Here is a 21,385-nt window from a genome sequence, read left to right as displayed (position 1 = left end):
TAAACGCAGGCTAAAAAAGCCTATGGACCTTCCGTTTAGATCTATCGTCTGTCGCTGTTGAGTCAACGGGGGTGGTTGAACAGACGCACAGGCCGATAGCATTAGCACGACTAGTATCATCAGCTTCCTTGCGAACATCTATTCACTTCCTTATGAAACTAAAGCAGCACCCACTAGTGAGTCAACAAACACTAAGGATCGTAAGGTTATGATATTTATAAATTACCGTCCATCACATCAAGTGAACTCAGACAAGCAAAACCCAACTTGCCTATCTGCTTTACGGACGTTTCGTGATCAGCAACTCTCCGTTGTTAGGTAGTTCTAGCTGAGAAATCATCGCGAAAACGCGCTGAAAAATAATTACTAAACACCCGTTGACTCTAGAACAACCCAAGACTTTATCATCCTCTCGTACTCAATAAACAAGCAAGCGAGAGCATCATGAAAAACTCTATTCAAGACCTGTTTGGCAGCCTTCGTCTGCTGTTCAGCGAAGGGGAAACTACCCCAAACAACCTGTTTACCATCTACGCGAACCTGGATACCACCAACCCAGACAACCGCCGCGAACGTCCAGCGTGGTTGATTGAGGTGAAGAACCAGTTCGACAAGCTGGCCACTGAGATCGACGAAAATGTGCTGCCAAGCAATGTGACCCTCGGTGAGATTGAAGAGCACGTAATTGGCACCCTAAACGCGGTTGAACCGCGCGGTCGCTCGGTGGTGATGTTCACCGATTTGAGCAATGAGATCGTGGTCGACCTACCACAACCCACCACTACCCGTGCATACTACGGCCTGCCACAGATTAAGCACTTGTTGTCGCAGTTACACCGATACGGTAAGTACTTGGTGGTACTGTTCTCTGAAACAGAGCATCGGGTAATCTCCATCGACATCACCGATGTGGTGGACGAGCACACCGTGGACTCCAGCGTACAGCTAGGTGTATTCCTGCGCCCCGGCGGTAAGAAGGCTCGCACTCAGGCCTCGGAGCGTCGCGACCTAGACTCAGAACGCCGCGTGTATCGCGAAGCGGCCCACGAGATCCAAAGCTACTTCGCCGACGAGCCAGAGTTTGATCGCATCATCTTTGGTGGCAACCTGCGGATTGCCCACAACGTGAAGAATGCGCTGCACCACAGCATCTCGGAAAAGCTGGTATCTATCGAGCCGATCCCACTGGATGCATCGGTGGATGCTATCCGCGAGACCGTGCAGCAGATTGCGGAAGAGTGTAACCGAGTCAACGATATCGCCCAACTGCAAGAGCTACTGACCCGCCAAGAGACCTGTGAGCGCGCAGTAACTGGCACCGAAGCGGTACTGGAAGCGCTGGGCAATGGTCAGGTGAGCAAGATCTTGCTGCCCTACCCAATGGACACCGATGACTTCGATGCCCTGCTGGTAGAAGCGCTCAAGGCGAATGTAGATGTTGAGCTACTGCACGGCGAGGCAGCTGCCCGACTGCGCGGCCTGGGTGGTATTGGCGCTATCCTTTACTACTCGCTGTAAGCAGACAATGACTAACTCAAAGCGCGCCCTTGTGGCGCGCTTTTTCGTTGTTAGCCCGCCATAGGCTTAACCGGCACCTGAATCTCCGTTAAGAACTCGCTTGGGTCATCAACTTCGTGGAGATCCAACAGATATACCTCCAGCACCGGGCCTGCTATCTCCCAGCCGTGTTGCTGCATATAGGCCTGGATCTGCTGATGCTTAGGCGCAATATCGTCGATGTTCTCATGGCCCCAGTAGTACAAACACAGGAACTGCCCGCCTGAAATCACCTGCTTACCGTTGGGGTGCACGATAAAGCTGCTGGAATAACGGTCAAACCGCCCTTTCTGAAAATCCTTGCTGGAGATGGCCGCGCCACGGCGGTACAAGCGAGTGATATACTCTTCGGTACTTTCCGCCGAAATCTCCGACTCAAGTTCTTGATGTTGTCGATCAATATCCCAGTAGTTCAATGCCGCTTTATCTGACTGCCACACCTTTCTCTCGGGCAGCTCACACAGCCTGATGTCGGTGTTCTCCGCCTCAGTCATTACCGCTCGCACATCTCGGATCTTTTCTTTCATCAACCTTTCTAGATCTTTAAGGTCACGTATTTTCTGCTGCACTCGCTCGAGATTGAGCTCAGAAAACGCAAAGCCCTTTTCCAAGGTTCGCTGATTCATATACTCGGCGATCTCTTCGAGGCTGACATCGATGGTTCTCAGACGTCGCACCGTTGCCAACCGCCAAATCTGCCGATTCGAGTAGTAGCGATAACCGCTCTCTTTGACGATCTCCGGCTTGAGGATGCCCAGCTTTTCATAGTGGCGCAGGGTGTCCACGCTGATATCAAACAGCTTGCTTAGCTGACCAATGCGATAAAGTTTCATTATTTCAATTCCGACCGTTGACTCTGGTACGACTCGAGACTTTATCATAGCCCCATTCCAACAAAGACCAAAATTTTAGATTTTATAGGTGAACTATCATGTCAGCTCCATGCGGCACCATTGACTTAAAAAAAGACGGTGTCGGTAAAACCCTGTTCCGCTATGCACTACCTTCCACCATGGCGGTTTGGGTATTCGCTCTCTATACCATGGTTGATGGTATGTTTGTCGGCCGAGGCGTCGGCCCGCAAGCACTTGCGGCGGTGAATCTGTCACTGCCATTTATCGCCATTATGTTTGCCTTCTCGATCCTGATTACCATCGGGGCCGCCACCATTGCTGGTAAGCAAAAAGGTAAGGGCGATCACGAAGGCGCCAGCCGCACCTTCTCTACCACCATCTACTCGCTCCTGGCCTTCGGCCTGCTGGTCTGTGGTATCAGCTACTTCAACGTTGAAAAACTGGCTTACCTGCTAGGTGCCCGCGATGAACTGGTGCCCTTGGTGGTGGAATACCTCTCTACCCTGCTGATGTTTAACGCGTTTTACATGGTGGCCTACTCCATGGAAGTGTTCGCCAAGGTAGATGGCTTTCCCAAGCGTGAGCTGGCCGCTATCTGTTGCGCCGCCTTGGCCAACATCGTGCTCGACTACTTCCTGGTGATCCGCTTTGGTTGGGGCCTGCGCGGCGCCGCGATCGCCACCGGTTTCGCCCAGCTGCTACAAGCCAGCTTGCTACTGCTGCACTTCTTAAGCCCAGCCGGTACCATCCGCTTTAAGCGCATCATGCCGAAGCTGCGCGATGTGGCGCGCTACGTGAAAATCGGTCTGCCCGATTGCTTGACCGAGATGTCGGCCGGTATCGTCCTGCTGGCCTTTAACAGCGCCATCCTGTACTACTTCAGCAGCACCGAGCTGTCGGCCTTCAGCGTGGTGGGCTACATCAACAACTTTATGCTGATCACCATGATTGGTTTGACTCAGGGTATGCAGCCAATTGTGACCTTCTCACGTGGTACCGGAGACTACCTGGGCATCAAGCGGGTTAGCGGTCTAACCATTCGCACCGCCTTTGTTATCTGTATCAGCTGTTACTTGGGTATCTTCTTCTTCGGTGACCGCATCGCCTCAGCCTTCCTGGCCGATCCAGAGTTGGTGGCTCAGTCGCACAGCATCCTGCGGATCTTCAGCCTTGGCTTCCTGTTCATGGGTATGAACGTAGTGACCTCGGGCTTCTTTACCGCCCTGGAAGAAACCAAGCGCGCCGGTGCGCTATCGCTACTGCGCGGCTTTATCCTGGTGCTTATCTCATTGGCTATCATGCCACGCCTGTTCGGTCCTGATTCCATCTGGTGGGTTGCCCCAGTGTGCGAGCTTAGCACCCTGCTGGTCAGTGTCTGGCTGTATCGCAAGCAAATCGCTAACTGGTATCGCAACCGCATGATCCCAGAGATGGCCTAAGCCCAACTTAGCCAAACCCTAAGACTTAATTTCATTTCGTAGAGCTGCCAGCCGACGCCTTCGGGCGGACCGGTTGCGCCGCTCTGCGCCCTGAAAACACTAACGTAACTACTCAAGGAATTCGGAATGTCTCAGAACTTACTCCGTTTTACCAACATCCTCAGCATTGTGGGTGACTTGATCCGGGTACAAGTACCGGTGGTTGGCAGCAATGCGCCCCGCCCTAAATATGGCGACTTAGCCGTAGTCGAACAAGATGGCGAGGCCTACTCGATGGCCCAGATCATCAAGATCGACCACGACGAGGTATCGCTGCAGGTGTTTGCCGGCTGTCAGGGCCTGTCGACCCAAGCCTCGGTCAGCTTCCTCGACCAGCCGATGCAGGTCACCTACTCCGGCAACATCCTTGGCCGCATCTTTAACGGCGTGGGCAACCCGCTAGACAAGGGGCCCGAGCTGGAGCACGACCCCAAGGTGGAAATCGACGGCCCCTCGGTCAACCCGATGCGCCGCACCCTCGCCTCGAAGATGGTGCGCACCAATGTGCCGATGATTGACTTATTCAACACCTTGGTGGAATCGCAGAAGATCCCGGTGTTCTCGGTGGCCGGTGAGCCCTACAACAAATTCCTGGCGCGTATCGCCATTCAGGCGGAAGCCGATGTGGTGGTGTTTGGCGGCATGGGCCTTATCTACGACGACTACCAGTTCTTCAAAACCCAGTTTGAGGAAGCGGGAGTAAGCGCCCGTACTGTGATGTTTGTAAACCAAGCCTCCGACCCCACGGTTGAGCGCCTGATGACCCCGGATATGGCGCTGGCCGTGGCCGAGCACTTCGCAGTGGAAGAAGGCAAGAAGGTATTGGTGCTGCTGACCGATATGACCTCCTACGCCGATGCCATGAAAGAGATTGGCGTCTCCATGGACAAGATCCCGGCCAACCGAGGCTACATGGGCGATCTCTACTCGCAGCTGGCCAAGCGCTACGAAAAAGCCTGCGATTACAAAGGCGCCGGCTCAGTCACCATTTTAGCGGTGACCACCATGCCGGGCGACGATGTGACCCACCCGGTACCAGACAACACCGGCTTTATCACCGAAGGTCAGTTCTACCTGCACAACGGCGTGCTGGACCCCTTCGGTTCGCTGTCACGCCTCAAGCAGATGGTGATCGGTAAAGAGACCCGTGAAGACCACAGCGCGATTATGAGCGTGATGATCCGCTTCTACTCCGACTCGGTGGAAGCCGCGCAGAAACAAGCGATGGCCTTCGAGCTCTCTGAGTACGACCAAAAGACCCTCAAGTTTGGCGAGCAGTTCAAGCAAAACTTTATGAGCCTGGACGTAGACATGAGCCTGGAAGCGGCGCTGGACCTAAGCTGGCAGATCTTGGCGGAGTGCTTCGAGCCCGAAGAGACCCTGATCAAAGACAGCCTGCTACGCACCTACTGGCCAAGCCGCACTGAAGCGACCTCAGACAGCGCTTCGTCTGAGCGCTCTTTGTCAAAAAGTGAGGGGTAAAGACTATGGCCAAGGTTGCGCTAAACAAAAGCTCGCTGAACAAGCAGAAGCGCAGTCTCAAGACCTATCAGCGCTATCTGCCAGCCTTGGAGCTTAAGCGCCAGCAGCTAATGCTGGAAAAACGCAAAGCCGAGCAAGCGGTGAGCGAGGCCCAAGCGCGGGTTGCGCAGCTGCGCGCCAGCGTGGAGCAGCAGTTACCGATGTTAGCCCATAGCGGGATCCGCCTTGAGCAGCTGGTGACGGTGGCCGAGATCAAGCTGGCCACCCAGAACATCGTGGGCTGCCGGGTGCCACTACTCAACGATTTGCGTGTCGCACTCAGCAACTACAGCGACCTGACCCATCCCCACTGGGTGGATGCCTTGGTCAGCCAGCTGCAAGAGATGGTACGTCTGCGGGTAGAACTGTCGGTGTCGGAAAAGCGCTTGGCCGAGATCAGCCAAGCCGGCCGGGTCACCAGCCAGCGGGTCAATCTGTTCTCCAAGGTGTTGATCCCCAATACCCACGAGGCGATCCGCCGGATCGGTATCTACCTGTCAGACCAAGACCGCGCGGCGGTGATGAACGCCAAGCTATCCAAGCAAAAGGTGCTGGCTCAACACGCCCAAGGAGCAAGTAATGGCAATTAGCAAGCTTAAACGCCTGACTCTGGCAGGCAGCAAGCAACAACAGCAGGCGCTACTGAGCGGCTTGCAGGCCCTCGGCTGCACCCACTTGATCCCATTGAATCGGGATAACAAGGACCAGCAGCGCTCCAGGGTGATGCGCCAGCCCAATCAGGCTAGCGAAGCACTGGCCTGGCTCAATCAGGCAGAGCGTCGCCGCCGTTTGGTACGCGAACGTGGACAAACCAATATCGAGAATATTGTCGCTCAGGTACTGGGCAACAAGCGGGCACTGCGAGCCACCAGCGACAAGCGCGACAGCCTGATCCAACGTCTCGATGCGCTCAAGCCTTGGGGCGAGTTTAGCCTGCCACCGCTGGAGTCCATCGATCATCAGCGCTTTTGGTTCTACGTGGTACCACTCAATCAAATGACCGAGGTACAGGCCAATGACCTGAGCTGGTTTGAGGTGCATCGCGACCAGCAGCACGCCTACATCGTAGTCGTGGCCAAAGACGAGCCTGCTGCCAAGGCAATGCCGGTGGAACGCAGTCATCTGGGCTACCTGCGTATGAGCGAGGTGGCCGCACAGATCGAAGCCTGCGAGCACCAGCTGGAAGCGCTACGCGCCGAGCGTGAAGCACTAACCCGCTGGATCTACCTGCTCAGCCAAGATTTGGCAGCCTACCAGGACAAAGCCGAGTTGCTGATGGCCTGTGCGGGCGCCCGTGATGAACAGGATTTCTTCCTGATCCAAGGCTGGGTACCGGAGGAGCAGCAAGAGGCGTTACTGGAGTTGGCACAACAGTTTGGCGCGGCAGCGCTACTGGAAGACCCGAACGCCGATGACCAACCACCCACCTTGCTGAAAAACAGTGAGCTAACCGGTGGCGGCGCTGAGGCGATGAGCTTTTTCCAGGTGCCTAACTACCGCGCTTGGGATCCCGGCAAGTTGGTGTTTTTCTCGTTCGCCCTGTTCTTCGCCATGATCATGTCCGATGCGCTCTATTCGGCACTGTTCGGCGGGATCTTGTGGCTGGCTCGTAAGCGCATCCGCAGCAGCGAACGCGGTGTGCGCCTGCTCAACTTGGGCCTGTTTATGTCGCTGTTGGGCGTGGTGTGGGGGGTGTTAGTGGGTTCCTACTTCGGTGCCGGCCCGCAAAGCGGCCCACTGGCCTCACTCAAGCTACTCGACCTGAATAACTACGGCGCAATGATGAAGCTGTCGGTGTTTATCGGTGTCGGCCATCTGGCCTTTGCCAATGTGATGAGCGCCTATGTCAATCGCCATCAGGCGCGTGCCTTGGCGCCACTGGGCTGGGCGCTACTGATGGTAGGCGGCATGCTGCTGTGGTTTGGCTCCGATGGCGCCCTGCCTGCGCTATTCGCGTCGACGATCGGCCCTTGGATGATGGGACTCGGCGCAGTATTGGTGGCTGTATTCACCTCGGATCGCCCGGTGAACTCGCTGAAATCATTGCTGCTTCGCACCCTTGACGGTGCCAAAGGGATTTACAACATCACCAGCGCCTTTGGTGACGTGCTCAGCTACATGCGCCTGTTCGCATTGGGCCTGTCTGGCGCTTCACTGGCGATGACCTTTAACAGCTTGGCTGGCCAAGCACTGGAAAGCAGCCCGGTTATCGGGGTGCTGTTTGCAGGACTGATCTTGTTGCTCGGCCACCTGCTTAACTTCGCGCTTTGCATCATGAGTGGTGTGGTGCACGGCATGCGACTGAACGTTATTGAATTTGTTAACTGGGGACTATCCGACGAGGGATACCCATTCAACGCTTTTCGTAAGAAAGAGGATTAATCATGGAACACTTTGTAATTGCACTTGGTTGGTTGGGCACCTTCGCACCGGTAGCCCTTGGCGCAGTTGGCTCAGCCATCGGCTGTTCACTGGCGGGTCAGTCTGCCTGTGGCGCGATGCTGGACGTGGAGTCGGGCTACGGAAAATTCGTCGGTCTATCGGCCATGCCATCGTCGCAGGTGATCTACGGCATCGTGATCATGTTCAGCCTGATGGGTGTGGGCGTATCTGACGCCACCGCTGGCGCGCTGTTCGGCATTGGCCTGCTAACCGGTATCGCCCTGCTTTTCTCGGCGATGTACCAAGGTCAGGCGGTAGCAGCAGCGATTAGCGCCTCTAAGAACAAGCCCGAGGTATTCGGCCTGTCTATCGCGCCAGCTGCCATTGTAGAAGGCTTCGCCGTATTCGCCTTTGTATTTGCTCTGGTGCTGGGCGCCAGCATCGTCGCTTAAGTAAGACTGGGAGATAAACATGTTAGACAACAAGATCCTGGACACCAAGCACGCTCCGGTATCCCAAGGTATCGACCAGCTGGCTCATACCCTGCGCGAGCAGGGGGTAAAAGCCGGCCGAACCGAAGCACGCAAAATGATTATCGACGCCCAGACTCAGTCTGACAGCGTTATTGCTGACGCGCGAAAACGCGCTGGACAGATCATCAGCGAGGCCAACAAAGAAGCCGAGTTTATCAGTAATGCCGGTAAGCAAGCGCTGCACTTAGCCGAGCGCAATGCACTGCTCAGCATGAAGAGCTACCTGCAAGAGCGCTTTGCCGAGCAACTGCACAGCTGTGTTGAGCAAGCCATGAGCGACCCGGAGCTACTGAGCAAGATGATCCTGGAAGTGGCCGGACAGAACGCGATTGCCGAAGGCGAGCAGGTTGAAGTGCTGCTGCCAGCACAGCCGCTCTCTAAACAGCAGCTTGCTGAAAGCGCTGAAGACTGCGAGCTCAACGCATTTGTGAAAGCACGCACCAAGGAGATGCTCAACCAGGGGGTAAGCATTCAAGTGGGTGAGCAAGGCAGCCAGGATCTGCTGTTCCGTATTCAAGATAAGGACATCGAAGTGAACCTGGGCACTGAGAGTGTTTCTCAGATGCTGTTAAGCCACTTGCAGCCACGTTTTCGAGCCCTGCTCGAAGGCGTAGTGAAGTAAACCACGAGGTCCACCATGGCTAACAACGCCTATCACAGCTTGCTGGCATCGCTGCCACATCTAGACTCACTGTTCGATTGTAAGCAGCTGCCGATCTCCCGCTTTCAGCTAGACCAGCGCTTAAGCGCGCTGGGCTTTAGCGAGCGCGCCCTGCTCAATGAAATTGAACAGCAGATGGAATGGGGAAACGAGGCTCCTGCCCGCCCAGAGCAAAACAGCACAGCCCAGGAGTTCGACCTGATCCAGCACGCCCACAGCCTGATCAATCGGGTAAACAGCCCCGATTTGGCGGCATTGTTGAACTGGCGCTTAGACGTACGCACGGTGGTTGCGGCGCTGCGCAAGCGAATGCGCGGTGAAAAAGCCCCCGGCTATTCGCGCTGGAGTTTTGGCTCACGCCGCGAGTTTATTCGCCGCAACTGGAATGCCCCCTATTTCAACCTGGAGCACCGCTTCTTGTGGCTGCCCGATGTGGCCAAAGCGCTGGAGCAAGGACACAGCTTCGAGGCGGAAAAGCTGCTGCTGGCGGCCGTATGGCAACACCTCAGCGCCGAAGCGGCCAAACAGCGCTTTAGCTTTGAGGCGGTTGTTATCTATGTGCTGCGCTGGAATGTGTTGCAGCGCTGGACCTCTTACAACCACGAGCAAGCGATTGTTCGATTCGACCAATTAGTGGAGCAGGCGCTCGGCCAATATGCCGCGGCGCTGCCCGAGTAGCAGTAAAGGTAGCTTATACTATGAGCACTGATTTATCTCAAATCCCAGCGAGCGCCGAGGTGACCTCGGTGATCGGCGACACCCTGCGCATTCGCTCAACCGGCAGCCAGGGCCTGACCAAGAACGAAGTGGTCTACGTGATCCCAGCGCGCCCGCAAACCGCGGGCCTCGAAGAATACCTGATGGCGGAGGTGCTGCGGGTACGCGGCGATAGCGCCGACATACAGGTGTATGAAGACACCCGCGGCATCGCGGTGGGCGATCAGGTGATCCAAACTGGCGAGATGCTCACCGTGGACCTCGGTCCTGGCATCCTCTCGCAGATATACGACGGCCTGCAAAATCCGCTGGAGCGCCTCGCCCAGATCCACGGCAAGTTCCTCAAACGCGGTGTGCAGGTAGAAGCGCTGGAGCGTGAGCAAACTTGGACCTTTAGCGCCAAGGTGCGCATTGGCGATAAAGTCCGTGCTGGCCAATCACTGGGGTCGGTACAGGAAGGCCGCTTCGAGCATCAGATTATGGTGCCGTTTAACCTGCGCGGCGAGGCCGAGGTCACCTGGATCCAAGAAGGCAGCTTCAGCATCCACACCGTGATTGCCCACCTGACCGATAGCCGTGGCAAAGAGCACCCCATCACCATGGTACAGAAGTGGCCGGTGCGTCAGCCGATTGCCAACAATCTGGCCAAGCGCGGCAACACCGAGCGCCACTACCCCAGCGAGCCGCTGGTGACCACCATGCGCTCAGTGGATACCTTCTTCCCAATCGCCCGCGGCGGCACCGGCTGTATTCCCGGCCCCTTCGGTTCGGGTAAGACGGTATTGCAGCACTCGATCTCACGCTACTGTGATGCCGACATCGTGATCGTGGTGGCCTGTGGCGAGCGCGCCGGTGAGGTAGTGGAAACCATCGAAGAGTTCCCCACCCTGACCGATCCGCGCCATGGCGGCACCTTGATTGACCGCACCGTGATCATCTGTAACACCTCGTCGATGCCGGTCGCTGCGCGTGAGGCATCGATCTACACCGGTCTGACGCTGGGCGAGTACTACCGCCAGATGGGCTACAACGTATTGCTGCTGGCTGACTCCACCTCGCGTTGGGCCCAGGCGATGCGTGAAACCTCCAACCGCTTGGAAGAGATCCCCGGCGAAGAGGGCTTCCCGGCCTATATGGACTCAGCCATTAAAGGCGTGTACGAGCGTTGCGGGGTGATCAGCAACGAAGATGGCGAGAACGGCTCGCTGACCATGATCGGCACCGTATCTCCTGCTGGTGGTAACTTCGAGGAGCCGGTGACCCAATCAACCTTGAGCACGGTGAAGACCTTCCTCGGCCTGAGCTATGACCGCGCCTACAAACGCTTCTACCCAGCGATTGACCCGCTGATCTCTTGGTCGCGCTACCTCGAGCAGCTCGAGCCATGGTATCGCCAGCATATCGGCGAAGACTGGGTGAGCAATGTGCGCGCCATGCAACAGCTGCTAGCCAAGGGCGATAGCATCGGCAAGATGATGCAGGTAACCGGTGAAGAAGGGATCTCGCTGGACGACTACATCACCTATCAAAAGGCGCTGTTTTTGGACATGGTCTACCTGCAGCAAGATGCTTTCGACGATGTAGACGGCTCCTGTAGCTTTGAGCGCCAGAAGTTCGTGTTCGAGAAGGTGGTGACGATCATCGACAGGACCTACCCCTTCAGCGGCAAGGACGAGGCGCGTAAGTACTTTATCGCCATGACTCGACTGTTCCGCAACTTCCACTATGCAGCGGAAGACAGCGCAGACTATCAAAACTATAACCAGCAAATCGACCAGCTGATGGCCGAGGCGCAATAAAGAGCAAATGCCAGCCCCCAACACGGGGGCTGGCGATGCAAACACAACCTGAAACCTGTACAACAAGTAAGAAACACCGGCCATTCCTGCTTTTCCCCAAGGGCAGGAGTGGTTAGTGTTATTTTCCTGACGTCTTTTTCTATTAAACTGGCTTAAATTCAAGCCGTTCTACCACGAAGAGAAGCACTCCATGTCTGAAGTACACGCACTTAAGGTGTCGATTCTGGCGGCACTTAGCTTTGCTATTATCGGCGTTATCTGGGGGATGATGGCCGATTCCGGGATGATCATGTTTGACGGGGTCTACTCGCTATTCAGCGTGGGGCTCAGTGGCCTGAGTCTGATTGTCCTCAAGCTGGTACGCGCGCAAAAAGAGGACACTAAGTTCCCCTTTGGCAAGGCGCACTTCGAGCCGCTGTTGATTGTGTTTAAATCACTCACGCTGGTTGGCATGTGTACCTACTCGGCCTTCGATGCCTTCGGCAGCATCCTCTCTGGCGGTCGAGAAGTGAGCCCCGGCCCCGCCTCGCTGTATGCCTTGGTCAGCACCTTAGGCTGTATTGCCCTTACCCTGTTTATCCGCCGCGCCAACCGCGAAGACTCGGCCCTGCTCAACGCCGAGAAAGACCAGTGGCTGGGCGATGCTTTGCTAAGCCTAGGGGTGTTGATTGGCTTTGTGGTTGCCATCTTTTTGCAAGGTGGTGAGCTTGATTGGCTAGTGGCCTATGTCGACCCCGGCATGGTGATCATCGCCTCGAGCTTTTTCTTGCTGTTCCCCTTAACCAGCTTCGCCAAGGCTGCCAAAGAGCTGATGTACTTTAGGATGAACGAAAAGGCCATTGCGCCGATCCGCCAAGAGGTTGAACTAATTGCCAAGGAGCTGGGTGCGGAATACAAACTGCGCACCGTACTGGTGGGGATGGAGCTGACCATTGAGAGTAACTTCTTGGTCAAAGAGGGCAGCTTTGATGTGCTGCTGATGGACAACATTCGCCAACGCATCGCCTATGTGGCAGAGAGCATCAACAAAAAGCATTGGGTGAATGTGAACATCACCCGTCAGGCGTGTTGGATGTAAACCTGTTGGAAGTATGTCTTTTGTATATAAGCCGTGGGCGGGCTTACTCGCCCGCCAACAGTACTTTCTTCAGTAGCGCCGCCAGCTGCTGTTGCTCGTTGGCATCTAGCACCTGCAGCATACCATCCATATTTGCCACATGGGCATTGACCGCCTGATCCACCAGCGCAACACCGGCCTCGGTGAGTTTCACCTCGCAGCTACGGCGATCCTGTTGGCTGGCCAAGCGTTCCACCAAGCCCCGTTGTACTAACTGCTCAATCCGAGTACTCACCGCCCCCGAGGAGAGCATCAGGGTCTGGTAAAGCTGAGTCGGTGTTAGCGGCTGATCGCAGCGGCGCATGGTGGCCAGAATATCGAACTCCACCGCACTCAACTCATGGTGTTTAAACACCAGATCCAGCTGGCTCTTCCACAGGTTGCTGGTTTGCCGTAAACGCCCCACCACCCCCATCGCCGAACAGTCGAGATCGGGCCGAACCTGTTGCCACTGGGCAAGGATGCTATCGACTTTGTCTTGGGACATGCCGCCCTCCAGTAAATATCTTTTTAAAAAGATACTTGATCAAAAGTTAAACTCCCACTATTTTCTAAAAAGTATCTTTCATAAAAGATATATTTCATGAAGACAGTATCCATTTACATATTCCATTCACATAGGAGCCACGCAGCTTATGCAAACGCGACACGCTTTCTCATTGCTGGCACTAACTGCACTGGCACCGATCATTTGGGGCAGCACCTATGTGGTGACCACCCAGGCCTTGCCGCCAAACAGCCCACTGCTCGCAGCCACCCTGCGGGCACTACCAGCGGGGGCCCTGCTGTTGCTACTAACCCGACAAGGGCTGCAAGGCCAATGGTGGCTGCGCCTGCCGCTGCTGGGCTTGCTCAATATCGGGCTGTTCTTCTACTGCCTGTTCTACTCAGCAGAACGCTTACCCGGCGGCATCGCCGCTATGCTGATGGCGATTCAGCCCTTGCTGGTGATGGCGCTTTCGCGTGTGTTGCTGGGCAGTACCATTCGGCCACGGCAACTGCTGGCAGGCATTGTGGGGTTGGTCGGGATAGGCCTGCTGGTCGTCAACCAACAGGCTCAGCTCGACCCAGCCGGGATCGCCATGGCGCTACTGGGCGCGCTAAGTATGGCGGTGGGGGTCGCGCTAAACAAAAGATGGGGCCGCCCTATGGGGATGAGCATGCTCGGCTTTACCGGCTGGCAGCTACTGTTCGGTGGCCTGATGTTGCTGCCGATAACGCTATTGCTGGAGCCGCTACCGCCAACATTAAGTGCGCTCAACTATCTCGGTTTTGGTTACCTCAGCCTGGTGGGGGCACTGCTCGCGTATACCCTGTGGTTTCGCGGTATTGAGAAGCTCGACCCGGTCACGGTGTCTTTTCTGGGCTTTTTGAGCAGCATTTCAGCCAGTGCGCTCGGCTACCTGCTGCTGGGGCAAAGCCTGAGCTTGCTGCAAGGCCTTGGCGCGGCGGCAATCTTGCTATCGATTGTGCTAGCCAGCCAAGGTGATTGCCGCCAGCACACTTCACAACACCACACAATCAACCACTTATCGCAAAAGGAGTTGCTATGAACCTCTGTATCGTCTCGGCCAGCCAACGTGCTGACTCACAAAGCCTGCGGGTAGCCCGCTACCTGGAGAAGCTGGCCATCGCTCACTTCAGCCAAAGCCAAGTGCTCGATCTCCATCAGCTTGCCCTTCCCCTGTGGAATGAAGGGGTATGGCAAGGCACTGAAGAGTGCCAGGGCTGGCGCGATATCGCCAAGCAGCTTAAGCAAGCAGATGCCTTGGTGCTGATCACCCCTGAGTGGCACGGCATGGCTACCCCGGCACTAAAGAACTTTCTGATGCTGGCCACTGACTATGAGCTAGCCCACAAGCCCGCACTGCTGGTCAGCGTATCTGCCAGCCTAAATGGCGTGTATCCAATCAGCGAGCTGCGCATGAGCGGCAGCAAGAACAATCATCTGTGCTTTTTGCCGGATCATCTGATCTTTCGCTACTGCGAAGACCTGCTAAACGACCAGCTGGAGTGTAGCGACCCGCAGATGCAGCAACGCAGCGCCTATACCCTGCAGTTACTCGCCAGCTATGCCAGCGCCCTTGCGCCAGTGCATCGGGATATGGTCGAAGCGGGGAGAGCCTTTCGCTATGGGATGTAACCAAGTGGCAGATGGGCAGCCAATGCTTTTAGCTGCCCGGTACGAGAACTAACGCTGATGACGCAGCAGGAGTAGTTGCTCACTTAGCGGCTGCTGGATGTCCTCTTGGAAGGAGTCCGCTAGCAGGTAGCGGCCACTTAGTTTGTCGAGATCTCCGCTAAGGATGGCTTCCAGCAGCGCAACCGAATCGGCAATGTCCGACATGGCCCCGCTATTCATCACCTCTTCCAGGTTTGGCATGTACTTTTTAGCCACCTCCGAGGCCACCAGCGTCTCGGTGCGTTGATTACGAATAAAGCCCGGATTAAAGCAAAATGCGCGTAAGCCGAGCCCTTGTTCAATCAACTCTTGGTTGAGGGTTTCGCTAAACTTCACAATCGCAGCCTTAGCGCTGCCGTAGGCAGAACCAAATGGCTTCGGCTTGTCGGCACCACCACCACCGAGATTTACGATATAGCCGCGTGCCTGCTGTTTCATTGCCTTCGCAGCAGCCGCGCTGCCCAGATAAGCGGTAAACAGGTTTAGCTGAACCTCCTTCCACCACTCGCTGACATCCACGTCCCAAGTCGGCCCCATCGCGGCGTGATTGTTTACCCCAACGTTGTTGATCCACATATCGATATGACCATGGCGCGCCGCCACCGTCATCGCTGCCGATTCCACCGCAACCGACTCACTCATATCGGCCACCACATAAGAGATATCAGCTTCACTCAGCCCTTTCTCTGCACAAGTGTCATCGACAAGGCGCTGCAATGCGCCCTCTCGACGCCCAACGCAGACGATATGGCGATGACCGCCACAAAGGTTCTTCACCAACAACTGACCAATACCCCCGGTCGCCCCGGTGATCACAATAACCTGCTTCATCACTAGTATTCCTTAACCCTTAAAATGCACTCACCGCATAGCAGGGAGTGATAAACCGCAAAGGAGGACAACTATTATTCGATCTGTCTTTACCCCTGCTACAATGCTTTGTCTCGCAGCAGCCATACTAAACAGCCTTATCTTTAAGTAAAAGAGGCCGGCTAAAGAGCTGAGTCCTGAGTGCAAATTCAGACTATAGATCAGTAGCACTAATGGAGAATTGGAAAGTCAGTTTAACCTGAGTTAACTGCAATTAGGTATCGGAAGTTGAACTATGTTTGAGTGTCTTACTACCAGCAAAAAACCGAGAACAAATAAACTCATGATGTTAAAATACCGCGACTCCAAATTTTAAGGTTCAGACAATGAAAAATGAAGGTGTTAGCCTCTCCGATTGGCAAGGGCAATATATAGCAGGAAGGGAAGCCTCTCCAATTGAGGGATGGAAGCATGCATGTTTTGGTGACATATCTTTCAGCTTTCACCCTGATTTACCTTACATTGAAGTATTTAAAAATGGGAGTTTATGCGGTGTCGTTCTTGGCTGGCTTATCACACCGAGTGGAGAGCGAATAGAAACCGTAACCATTGCTCATAATGAAGACATAGTTAACACCATATTTACATATGGTGGCAGGTGGGTACTTGTAACTGAAGAGCATGTTTACCCTGACCCGACAGCTTCTCAACCAATTGTTTACTCATGCTCCAGTCGAGTGTTCGCATCTTCAACTGAGCTAATCCAAGCCCCCTATGACGATGAATTAGTGGATAGCATTAATGTTGTAAGAGGAGATAACTGGTATCCCTTTGGTTTGACCCCAAAGCTAGGAGTAAAAAGGCTTCTACCAAACCATAAGCTAAATTTAAGTGACTTCAGCGAAGAAAGAACAACTATCACCAATACTCCAGAAAACATTGATGACGTAGTATCTAATAGCATAAGCACTGTTCAAAGTTTTGCAGAATTTTTTAAGGAACAAGGACTGTTCGTTGGTCTCACTGCTGGAATAGACTCTCGAGTTTTACTAGCCGGGCTGCGTGGAAAGCTATCTCTAAATGTTGAGTTTTGGACAGCAAAAAGTGTTGCACTAGCAAACATCATTGATATCACTACCGCAAAAGCTCTTGCAAAGAGGTTCAATTTAACACACAAAGTCGTGTTCCCGGTTCATACAGAACAACGCCATATCGATAACTGGTTAAAGCGCACTGGTTATGTGAGAGCGGGCGCAAAAATGTTAAATCATCGAATGGAAGAAACTGCCGGTGGAGTAAAGCCATTCGGTCATAGTGTCATTGGGGAATTAGCTCGAGGAGACTATTGGAGAAAACGAGACGACTTGAACACTCTCATTACCCCTGAATTAATAATCAAGCGCATGAACTTGCCACACTCCCCCAGATTACAAAGTGAAGCTCAAAAATGGCTTGATGGCTTGCCACAGCTAACGCCATTTCAACTTCTCGACTTGCTATATTTAGAGCAGAGAATAGGATGTTGGGCTTCTCCTGCTAATGTAGCATCGAAGCGCCCAGCCCCCACTCTTTTCTTATTAAATAGAAAGGATGTAATCGATGGAATATTAGGCATGTCTGTAGAAGAAAAACGCTCTTCAGCGCTACATTTTAAGATAATGAAAAGAGCATGGCCCGAACTTATGGAAATCCCCATAAATAAACCCATTGGTCACTTGGCCTACTACTGGAAGGGGCTATTACTCTTCAAAAAAATCCAGCAAAAAATACGCAGAGTGATTAATAATAAGGCTGCTGGTTACTAACAACTTTTCAGACCACAATAACTCTAGCCGAAGTAATGCTGCGAACTAACTCGCAGCAATCATATATCTTTCAGTGGTCCTGTTGATCACCAACAAAGACGGGACTAACTGTTAATGAAGCTATTTGCCCCTGCCAGAACGCGCAGCTCTCACAAAGTTACTTCAGTAAAAAAAGGGGGGGGGCAGCCAAAGCACTGGCACACTCCCACCACACGATATGGCAGATCAAACACCAAAACTCCAAAGAAAAACTAGAAACGATACTTCAACATCGTGGTGGCCCATATGATACTGCTGCTATCAACAGACCCATAACTAATCTCTGCAGATAGAGCCAAGGCGCTTGAAAGCTGCCATATGTATCCACCACCTGCCGCAACTCCGTACTCTCTTGGGCTTGAGTTGATATAGGGAATGCCAATATACGCAGAAAGCGCTGATTTGTCAGACACCTGCTTTCCAAAATCAACAACTCTCCAGGTAGCCAGCAAATCTCCACCAAAGTTTGGAACAAACTCTAACGAGGTACCAATCGCTGTATCGGGGCTATTCGGCTTAAATACCCCAAGCTGAAAAGCGGGTCGAAAAACACTACTCTTACCGCTGAATTTGTCAGCATCGTATACGTATGCGCCACCTGCTCCAAACTGAAGATTGAGTTTGGCTGCACTGGGTAAGGGCAGCGCAAGGCAAAACGCAAACACAAGCATCCATTGCTTCATAACACTAGTACCTCAACGTTAACTTGGTGGCAAAGGCATTATCACCATTATTCTGCTTCTCATAACTAAGCTCTAGGTTTGCCAAAAACTCGCCAATTGGCCAGTTGCGAGATAACGCGACTTTATATTGATCATCGATGCCAAACTCATCGGCATTCCAGCTCTCAATGCCTAGGTCATAACGCGTGTAGTTATCACGCTGCCAGCCAAGCCCCAAATAAAAGGAAGAACCACTATAGCCGGGCAGCAGAGTGCTGCGTTCCAAGCGAGCTAGTTCGAAGTCAGTATTGTCACTATCCCAAACTTGCCGCTCCACCGTTAGTGATACATTTTGCAACCAAACTAACGGAGCCCCTAAGGGCAAATCAGCCCCAAGCGAAAGCCCTTTAGTCTCATACCGCTCATGTTCAAATACAGTGTGTTCTCCATAAACCGAGACTGGCAACGGTACTGAAAAGTTAAAACGGCTGGATAAGGAGTAAGAATGCTGACCTTCAACAAAAATAGTCTCTGAGTAGTCACCCTCTTTGATATCGTCTACGCCAACCCCTAAGGTCCAGCCCTTACTAGGCTCCACACTAAGATGAAAGAAACGATGCTCAGGCGCTGCAGAAAACGAAAGAGAATCTTCCCCGAGCCAACGAACGCCTAACTCAATATTAGGGCTGTACCTCTTAGCAACCCCTTGGAAACTACTGAAACTAACTGACGGCGAGGCCACTTGATACAAACTGTTAAACCAACGAGAGAGCTTCATCACGCTGCTATTGCGATCTTTATACCCGACAAACATGTTCAGGTTAGGCTGGCCAAGGCTTAGATAGCTGTAATTCGGTTGAAAGCTGTCCTCGCCCTCTTGATACCAGCTGCCTCCCAGAGAGAGCAGCAAAGAGGGCGCAAAACGATAATGAGCAATGGCCCTCCCACCAAGGTTAGAGCTAGTGAATTCGCCCCCATACCGAAATCTGGAAGGCTCAGAGTCACTCCTCGAGCTCACTTGAGCATACACATCAGCATAACTCAGTCCATAAGGCTCTTCGTATTTACTCAGTAAGCCATTGATTTCAAAGTACAGACCTGGCACGTCACGCTCTATTTTATCCAACGCAACCCTAACCACCTCAACTGAGTAAGGCTTTGAAATCAGGGGAATATTGGCGATGACTGCTAACTGCTCTATTCTAGCGGTAAGGTACTCATCCTGAAGAGGTATATACTGTGAAGCACTGGCGTTAATTGAAGCAACCCAGCTACTCAACAGTAAAACAAGTAAAGAGGCTCTCATCCTACAACCTAACATGCTCCAGCCCTTGCGCTAAGCTCTGCTTCAGCTCATCCCACTGGCTGCTATTGTCCACAATGCGGGGCGTTACCATAATGACCAACTCCGTTTTGGTCACACTCTCAGTCTTGGTACCAAACAGCCCTCCTATCAAAGGCAAGCCTCCCAGTACCGGTACTGCCGAACCATTGTCTGTTACATCTTCACTAATTAAACCACCCAGTATCACCGTCTGGCCCGACTCCGCCACCACCTCTGTGGTGATACTCCGGTCAAAAATAGACGGGTTACCTTCTACTGAAGTACCGCCATCTACCTGGTTACTGTTCTCCTGAGAGATGGTCATCGACACGATACCTTGCGAGTTAATCGTGGGCGTCACCGACACCTTCACACCCGTCTTACGGTATTCCACTGAGCGAGTTACACCATTATTGCTGTCTGTCGTGGTCTGCCCAACCACCGGTATATCGGTACCCACATTGATGTTCGCTTCAACACCATCTCGCACCAACAAGCTTGGCTTCGACATGATGTTCACGTTGTTATTGCTCTCAAAGGCCTGCATGTTGATGAAATCATCCCCACTCATCCATTTGATAAAGCCACCACCGACACTATCCAGACCAAACGCATCTGCCGTACCACCAGAGAAGTTGCCCTTGGCAAATGCCCACTCCACACCAAATTTAAACTCGTCAGTCATGGTCACTTCAGCGATGGTCATTTCCAAAATGACTTGCTTGGGCATTACATCCAACTGCGCAATCAGCGGCAGTAGCCCCTGATACTCATTGGCACTGGCCTTGAATATCAAGGTATTCGCTCGCTCATCCACCACCAGGCTCATGCTATCGTTTGACACCGAGTTGCGACTTTGCGCATTCTCTTCCACCCGTGCTGAATCTCGTTCGGCCGAACGTTGTACCGACATCGAGCGTCCGCCTATCAGCTTACTCAGGCTCTCACCAATATCAGTGGCTCGGGCATACTTAGGCTGATAGATAAAGTAACGCAGCTCCGCTCCTTGGCTCGGCTTATCCATTTGCTCGGCCCAGTAGCGCACCCGCCCAACAAAGCTGCTCTCCGAGGCAAACACCGCCAAGGCCCCCAGCTGGGGAATCGGTACCAATGAGATACGGCGGTCATTTCCAGCCTCCGGGACTATCCCTTCGCTTTTAAGCAGCTCATTGACCGTCTCGATAAAGTCTTCAAGGGTGATATAACGCAGTTTTACCAGACCGATATGCTTACTGGTGTTCGCTGGCGCATCCAGTATTTTTAACAACTCAAGTGCACGTACTACCTGAGTACGGGAGCCGCTCAGTATCAATACCCCCCGGCGCAGGTCCGGCGAGACTTTCACCGAAGTGAGTTCGCGCAGTACCCGAAGATTTTCCAGGCCAAACACAAACTTTAGCGGCACCACTTGAGCTACATTCTGCGCACCTTCTGGTATCGAATCGGGTGAAGCGCCATAGCCCAGCACTGTGTTCCCCTGCCCACCTTGTTGCAGGTTCATTATCACGTACAAGCCATCACGAGCCTGAATAGTGACCTCTCGCTCCAACAACAGCTCTTGAGTCAGCTCAAACAACCGGCGGGGACTGATGGCGCTTTGCACATTCAAGGTAACCGGAGTACGGATACTCTGGAGGTTATCACCAAGGATGTAGTCAACTTGCAGCAACTCTCCAAACACGTAATGCAGAAAATCATTCATCGGCATTTCATCCGCCGCCAAACGAATACTTGCTTCTGAACCAAACTGACTCGACAGGCTGGCTCCCGAGTTAAACCCCTCTGACCCCAAACTCAAGCTCGGTACCGCTTCAAACTGCCCGCCCTGCTCAGCCTCTGGTAATCCCTCACTAACCTCCGCTTCGGCAACTGGCTCGCTGGCCTCCGCGCTTACTGCCTCCGCACTTTCTAAGTACGAGCTCTCTAACTGATAGTTGCGGCTCG

General features: G+C 53.5%; 19 protein-coding genes. 13 read left to right on the top strand and 6 right to left on the bottom strand.

The window, feature by feature from the left end:
- Positions 1 to 444 precede the first annotated feature (444 nt).
- Positions 445 to 1,518 (top strand): baeRF10 domain-containing protein, encoded by a 1,074-nt coding sequence (locus G461_RS0117660; RefSeq protein WP_026972837.1) that lies wholly within the window; start codon positions 445 to 447, stop codon positions 1,516 to 1,518.
- Positions 1,519 to 1,568: 50 nt separating this feature from the next.
- Here the strand turns inward: G461_RS0117660 and G461_RS0117655 are convergent, their stop codons facing one another.
- Complete coding sequence (locus tag G461_RS0117655) at positions 1,569 to 2,390, bottom strand: MerR family transcriptional regulator (protein ID WP_026972836.1); 822 nt, start codon at positions 2,388 to 2,390, stop codon at positions 1,569 to 1,571.
- Between the two features lie 98 nt (positions 2,391 to 2,488).
- On the opposite strand from G461_RS0117655, the gene G461_RS0117650 reads away from it, so the two are divergent.
- The 9 genes from G461_RS0117650 (at position 2,489) to G461_RS0117610 (ending at position 12,580) form a co-directional block, all read left to right on the top strand.
- Positions 2,489 to 3,850 (top strand): MATE family efflux transporter, encoded by a 1,362-nt coding sequence (locus G461_RS0117650; RefSeq protein WP_026972835.1) that lies wholly within the window; start codon positions 2,489 to 2,491, stop codon positions 3,848 to 3,850.
- Positions 3,851 to 3,976: 126 nt separating this feature from the next.
- Entirely contained in the window at positions 3,977 to 5,371 is a 1,395-nt protein-coding gene (locus G461_RS0117645; RefSeq protein WP_026972834.1) for a V-type ATP synthase subunit B, read from the top strand.
- Positions 5,372 to 5,376: 5 nt separating this feature from the next.
- Positions 5,377 to 6,000, top strand: coding sequence for a V-type ATP synthase subunit D (locus G461_RS0117640; protein ID WP_026972833.1), 624 nt, complete (start codon positions 5,377 to 5,379; stop codon positions 5,998 to 6,000).
- Positions 5,990 to 7,792: a V-type ATP synthase subunit I gene (locus tag G461_RS0117635; protein WP_026972832.1), complete on the top strand. Its 1,803-nt coding sequence runs from the start codon at positions 5,990 to 5,992 to the stop codon at positions 7,790 to 7,792. The genes G461_RS0117640 and G461_RS0117635 overlap by 11 nt, the downstream gene beginning before the upstream one ends.
- Positions 7,793 to 7,794: 2 nt before the next feature.
- On the top strand, positions 7,795 to 8,244 hold the full coding sequence (locus G461_RS0117630) for an ATP synthase subunit C (RefSeq protein ID WP_026972831.1): 450 nt from the start codon (positions 7,795 to 7,797) through the stop codon (positions 8,242 to 8,244).
- A gap of 19 nt (positions 8,245 to 8,263) precedes the next feature.
- Positions 8,264 to 8,947 carry a hypothetical protein gene (locus G461_RS0117625; RefSeq protein ID WP_051333662.1) on the top strand — a complete coding sequence of 228 codons (684 nt, stop codon included), beginning with the start codon at positions 8,264 to 8,266 and terminating at the stop codon, positions 8,945 to 8,947.
- A 15-nt stretch (positions 8,948 to 8,962) separates the two neighbouring features.
- Entirely contained in the window at positions 8,963 to 9,664 is a 702-nt protein-coding gene (locus G461_RS0117620; RefSeq protein ID WP_026972829.1) for a DUF2764 family protein, read from the top strand.
- Between the two features lie 20 nt (positions 9,665 to 9,684).
- Positions 9,685 to 11,502, top strand: coding sequence for a V-type ATP synthase subunit A (locus G461_RS0117615; RefSeq protein ID WP_026972828.1), 1,818 nt, complete (start codon positions 9,685 to 9,687; stop codon positions 11,500 to 11,502).
- 190 nt (positions 11,503 to 11,692) lie between these two features.
- Positions 11,693 to 12,580: a cation diffusion facilitator family transporter gene (locus G461_RS0117610; protein ID WP_051333661.1), complete on the top strand. Its 888-nt coding sequence runs from the start codon at positions 11,693 to 11,695 to the stop codon at positions 12,578 to 12,580.
- Between the two features lie 43 nt (positions 12,581 to 12,623).
- On the opposite strand, the gene G461_RS0117605 is transcribed toward G461_RS0117610, so the two are convergent.
- Entirely contained in the window at positions 12,624 to 13,106 is a 483-nt protein-coding gene (locus G461_RS0117605; RefSeq protein ID WP_026972826.1) for a MarR family winged helix-turn-helix transcriptional regulator, read from the bottom strand.
- A gap of 148 nt (positions 13,107 to 13,254) precedes the next feature.
- On the opposite strand from G461_RS0117605, the gene G461_RS0117600 reads away from it, so the two are divergent.
- A complete protein-coding gene (locus tag G461_RS0117600) occupies positions 13,255 to 14,172 on the top strand; it encodes an EamA family transporter (RefSeq protein WP_026972825.1) in 918 nt (305 codons plus the stop codon).
- Positions 14,169 to 14,762 carry an NADPH-dependent FMN reductase gene (locus tag G461_RS0117595; protein WP_026972824.1) on the top strand — a complete coding sequence of 198 codons (594 nt, stop codon included), beginning with the start codon at positions 14,169 to 14,171 and terminating at the stop codon, positions 14,760 to 14,762. Before G461_RS0117600 ends, G461_RS0117595 begins: the two co-directional genes overlap by 4 nt.
- Before the next feature lie 48 nt (positions 14,763 to 14,810).
- Here the strand turns inward: G461_RS0117595 and G461_RS25655 are convergent, their stop codons facing one another.
- Complete coding sequence (locus G461_RS25655; protein WP_051333660.1) at positions 14,811 to 15,632, bottom strand: SDR family NAD(P)-dependent oxidoreductase; 822 nt, start codon at positions 15,630 to 15,632, stop codon at positions 14,811 to 14,813.
- 365 nt (positions 15,633 to 15,997) lie between these two features.
- Here G461_RS25655 and G461_RS0117585 point away from each other — a divergent pair, with 365 nt between their 5' ends.
- Entirely contained in the window at positions 15,998 to 17,416 is a 1,419-nt protein-coding gene (locus G461_RS0117585) for a hypothetical protein (protein ID WP_026972823.1), read from the top strand.
- Positions 17,417 to 17,667: 251 nt separating this feature from the next.
- On the opposite strand, the gene G461_RS0117580 is transcribed toward G461_RS0117585, so the two are convergent.
- The 3 genes from G461_RS0117580 to G461_RS0117570 form a co-directional block, all read right to left on the bottom strand.
- A complete protein-coding gene (locus G461_RS0117580) occupies positions 17,668 to 18,138 on the bottom strand; it encodes a hypothetical protein (RefSeq protein WP_157360358.1) in 471 nt (156 codons plus the stop codon).
- Positions 18,139 to 18,142: 4 nt separating this feature from the next.
- Positions 18,143 to 19,423 (bottom strand): hypothetical protein, encoded by a 1,281-nt coding sequence (locus tag G461_RS0117575; RefSeq protein ID WP_035480655.1) that lies wholly within the window; start codon positions 19,421 to 19,423, stop codon positions 18,143 to 18,145.
- A 1-nt stretch (position 19,424) separates the two neighbouring features.
- On the bottom strand, positions 19,425 to 21,385 hold a 1,961-nt coding region (locus tag G461_RS0117570), incomplete at its 5' end, for a secretin N-terminal domain-containing protein (RefSeq protein ID WP_026972820.1).

It is taken from the genome of Aliagarivorans marinus DSM 23064 (assembly GCF_000429485.1).
Classification (GTDB): domain Bacteria; phylum Pseudomonadota; class Gammaproteobacteria; order Enterobacterales; family Celerinatantimonadaceae; genus Aliagarivorans; species Aliagarivorans marinus.
This window is presented reverse-complemented; position numbering and strand designations above follow the sequence as displayed.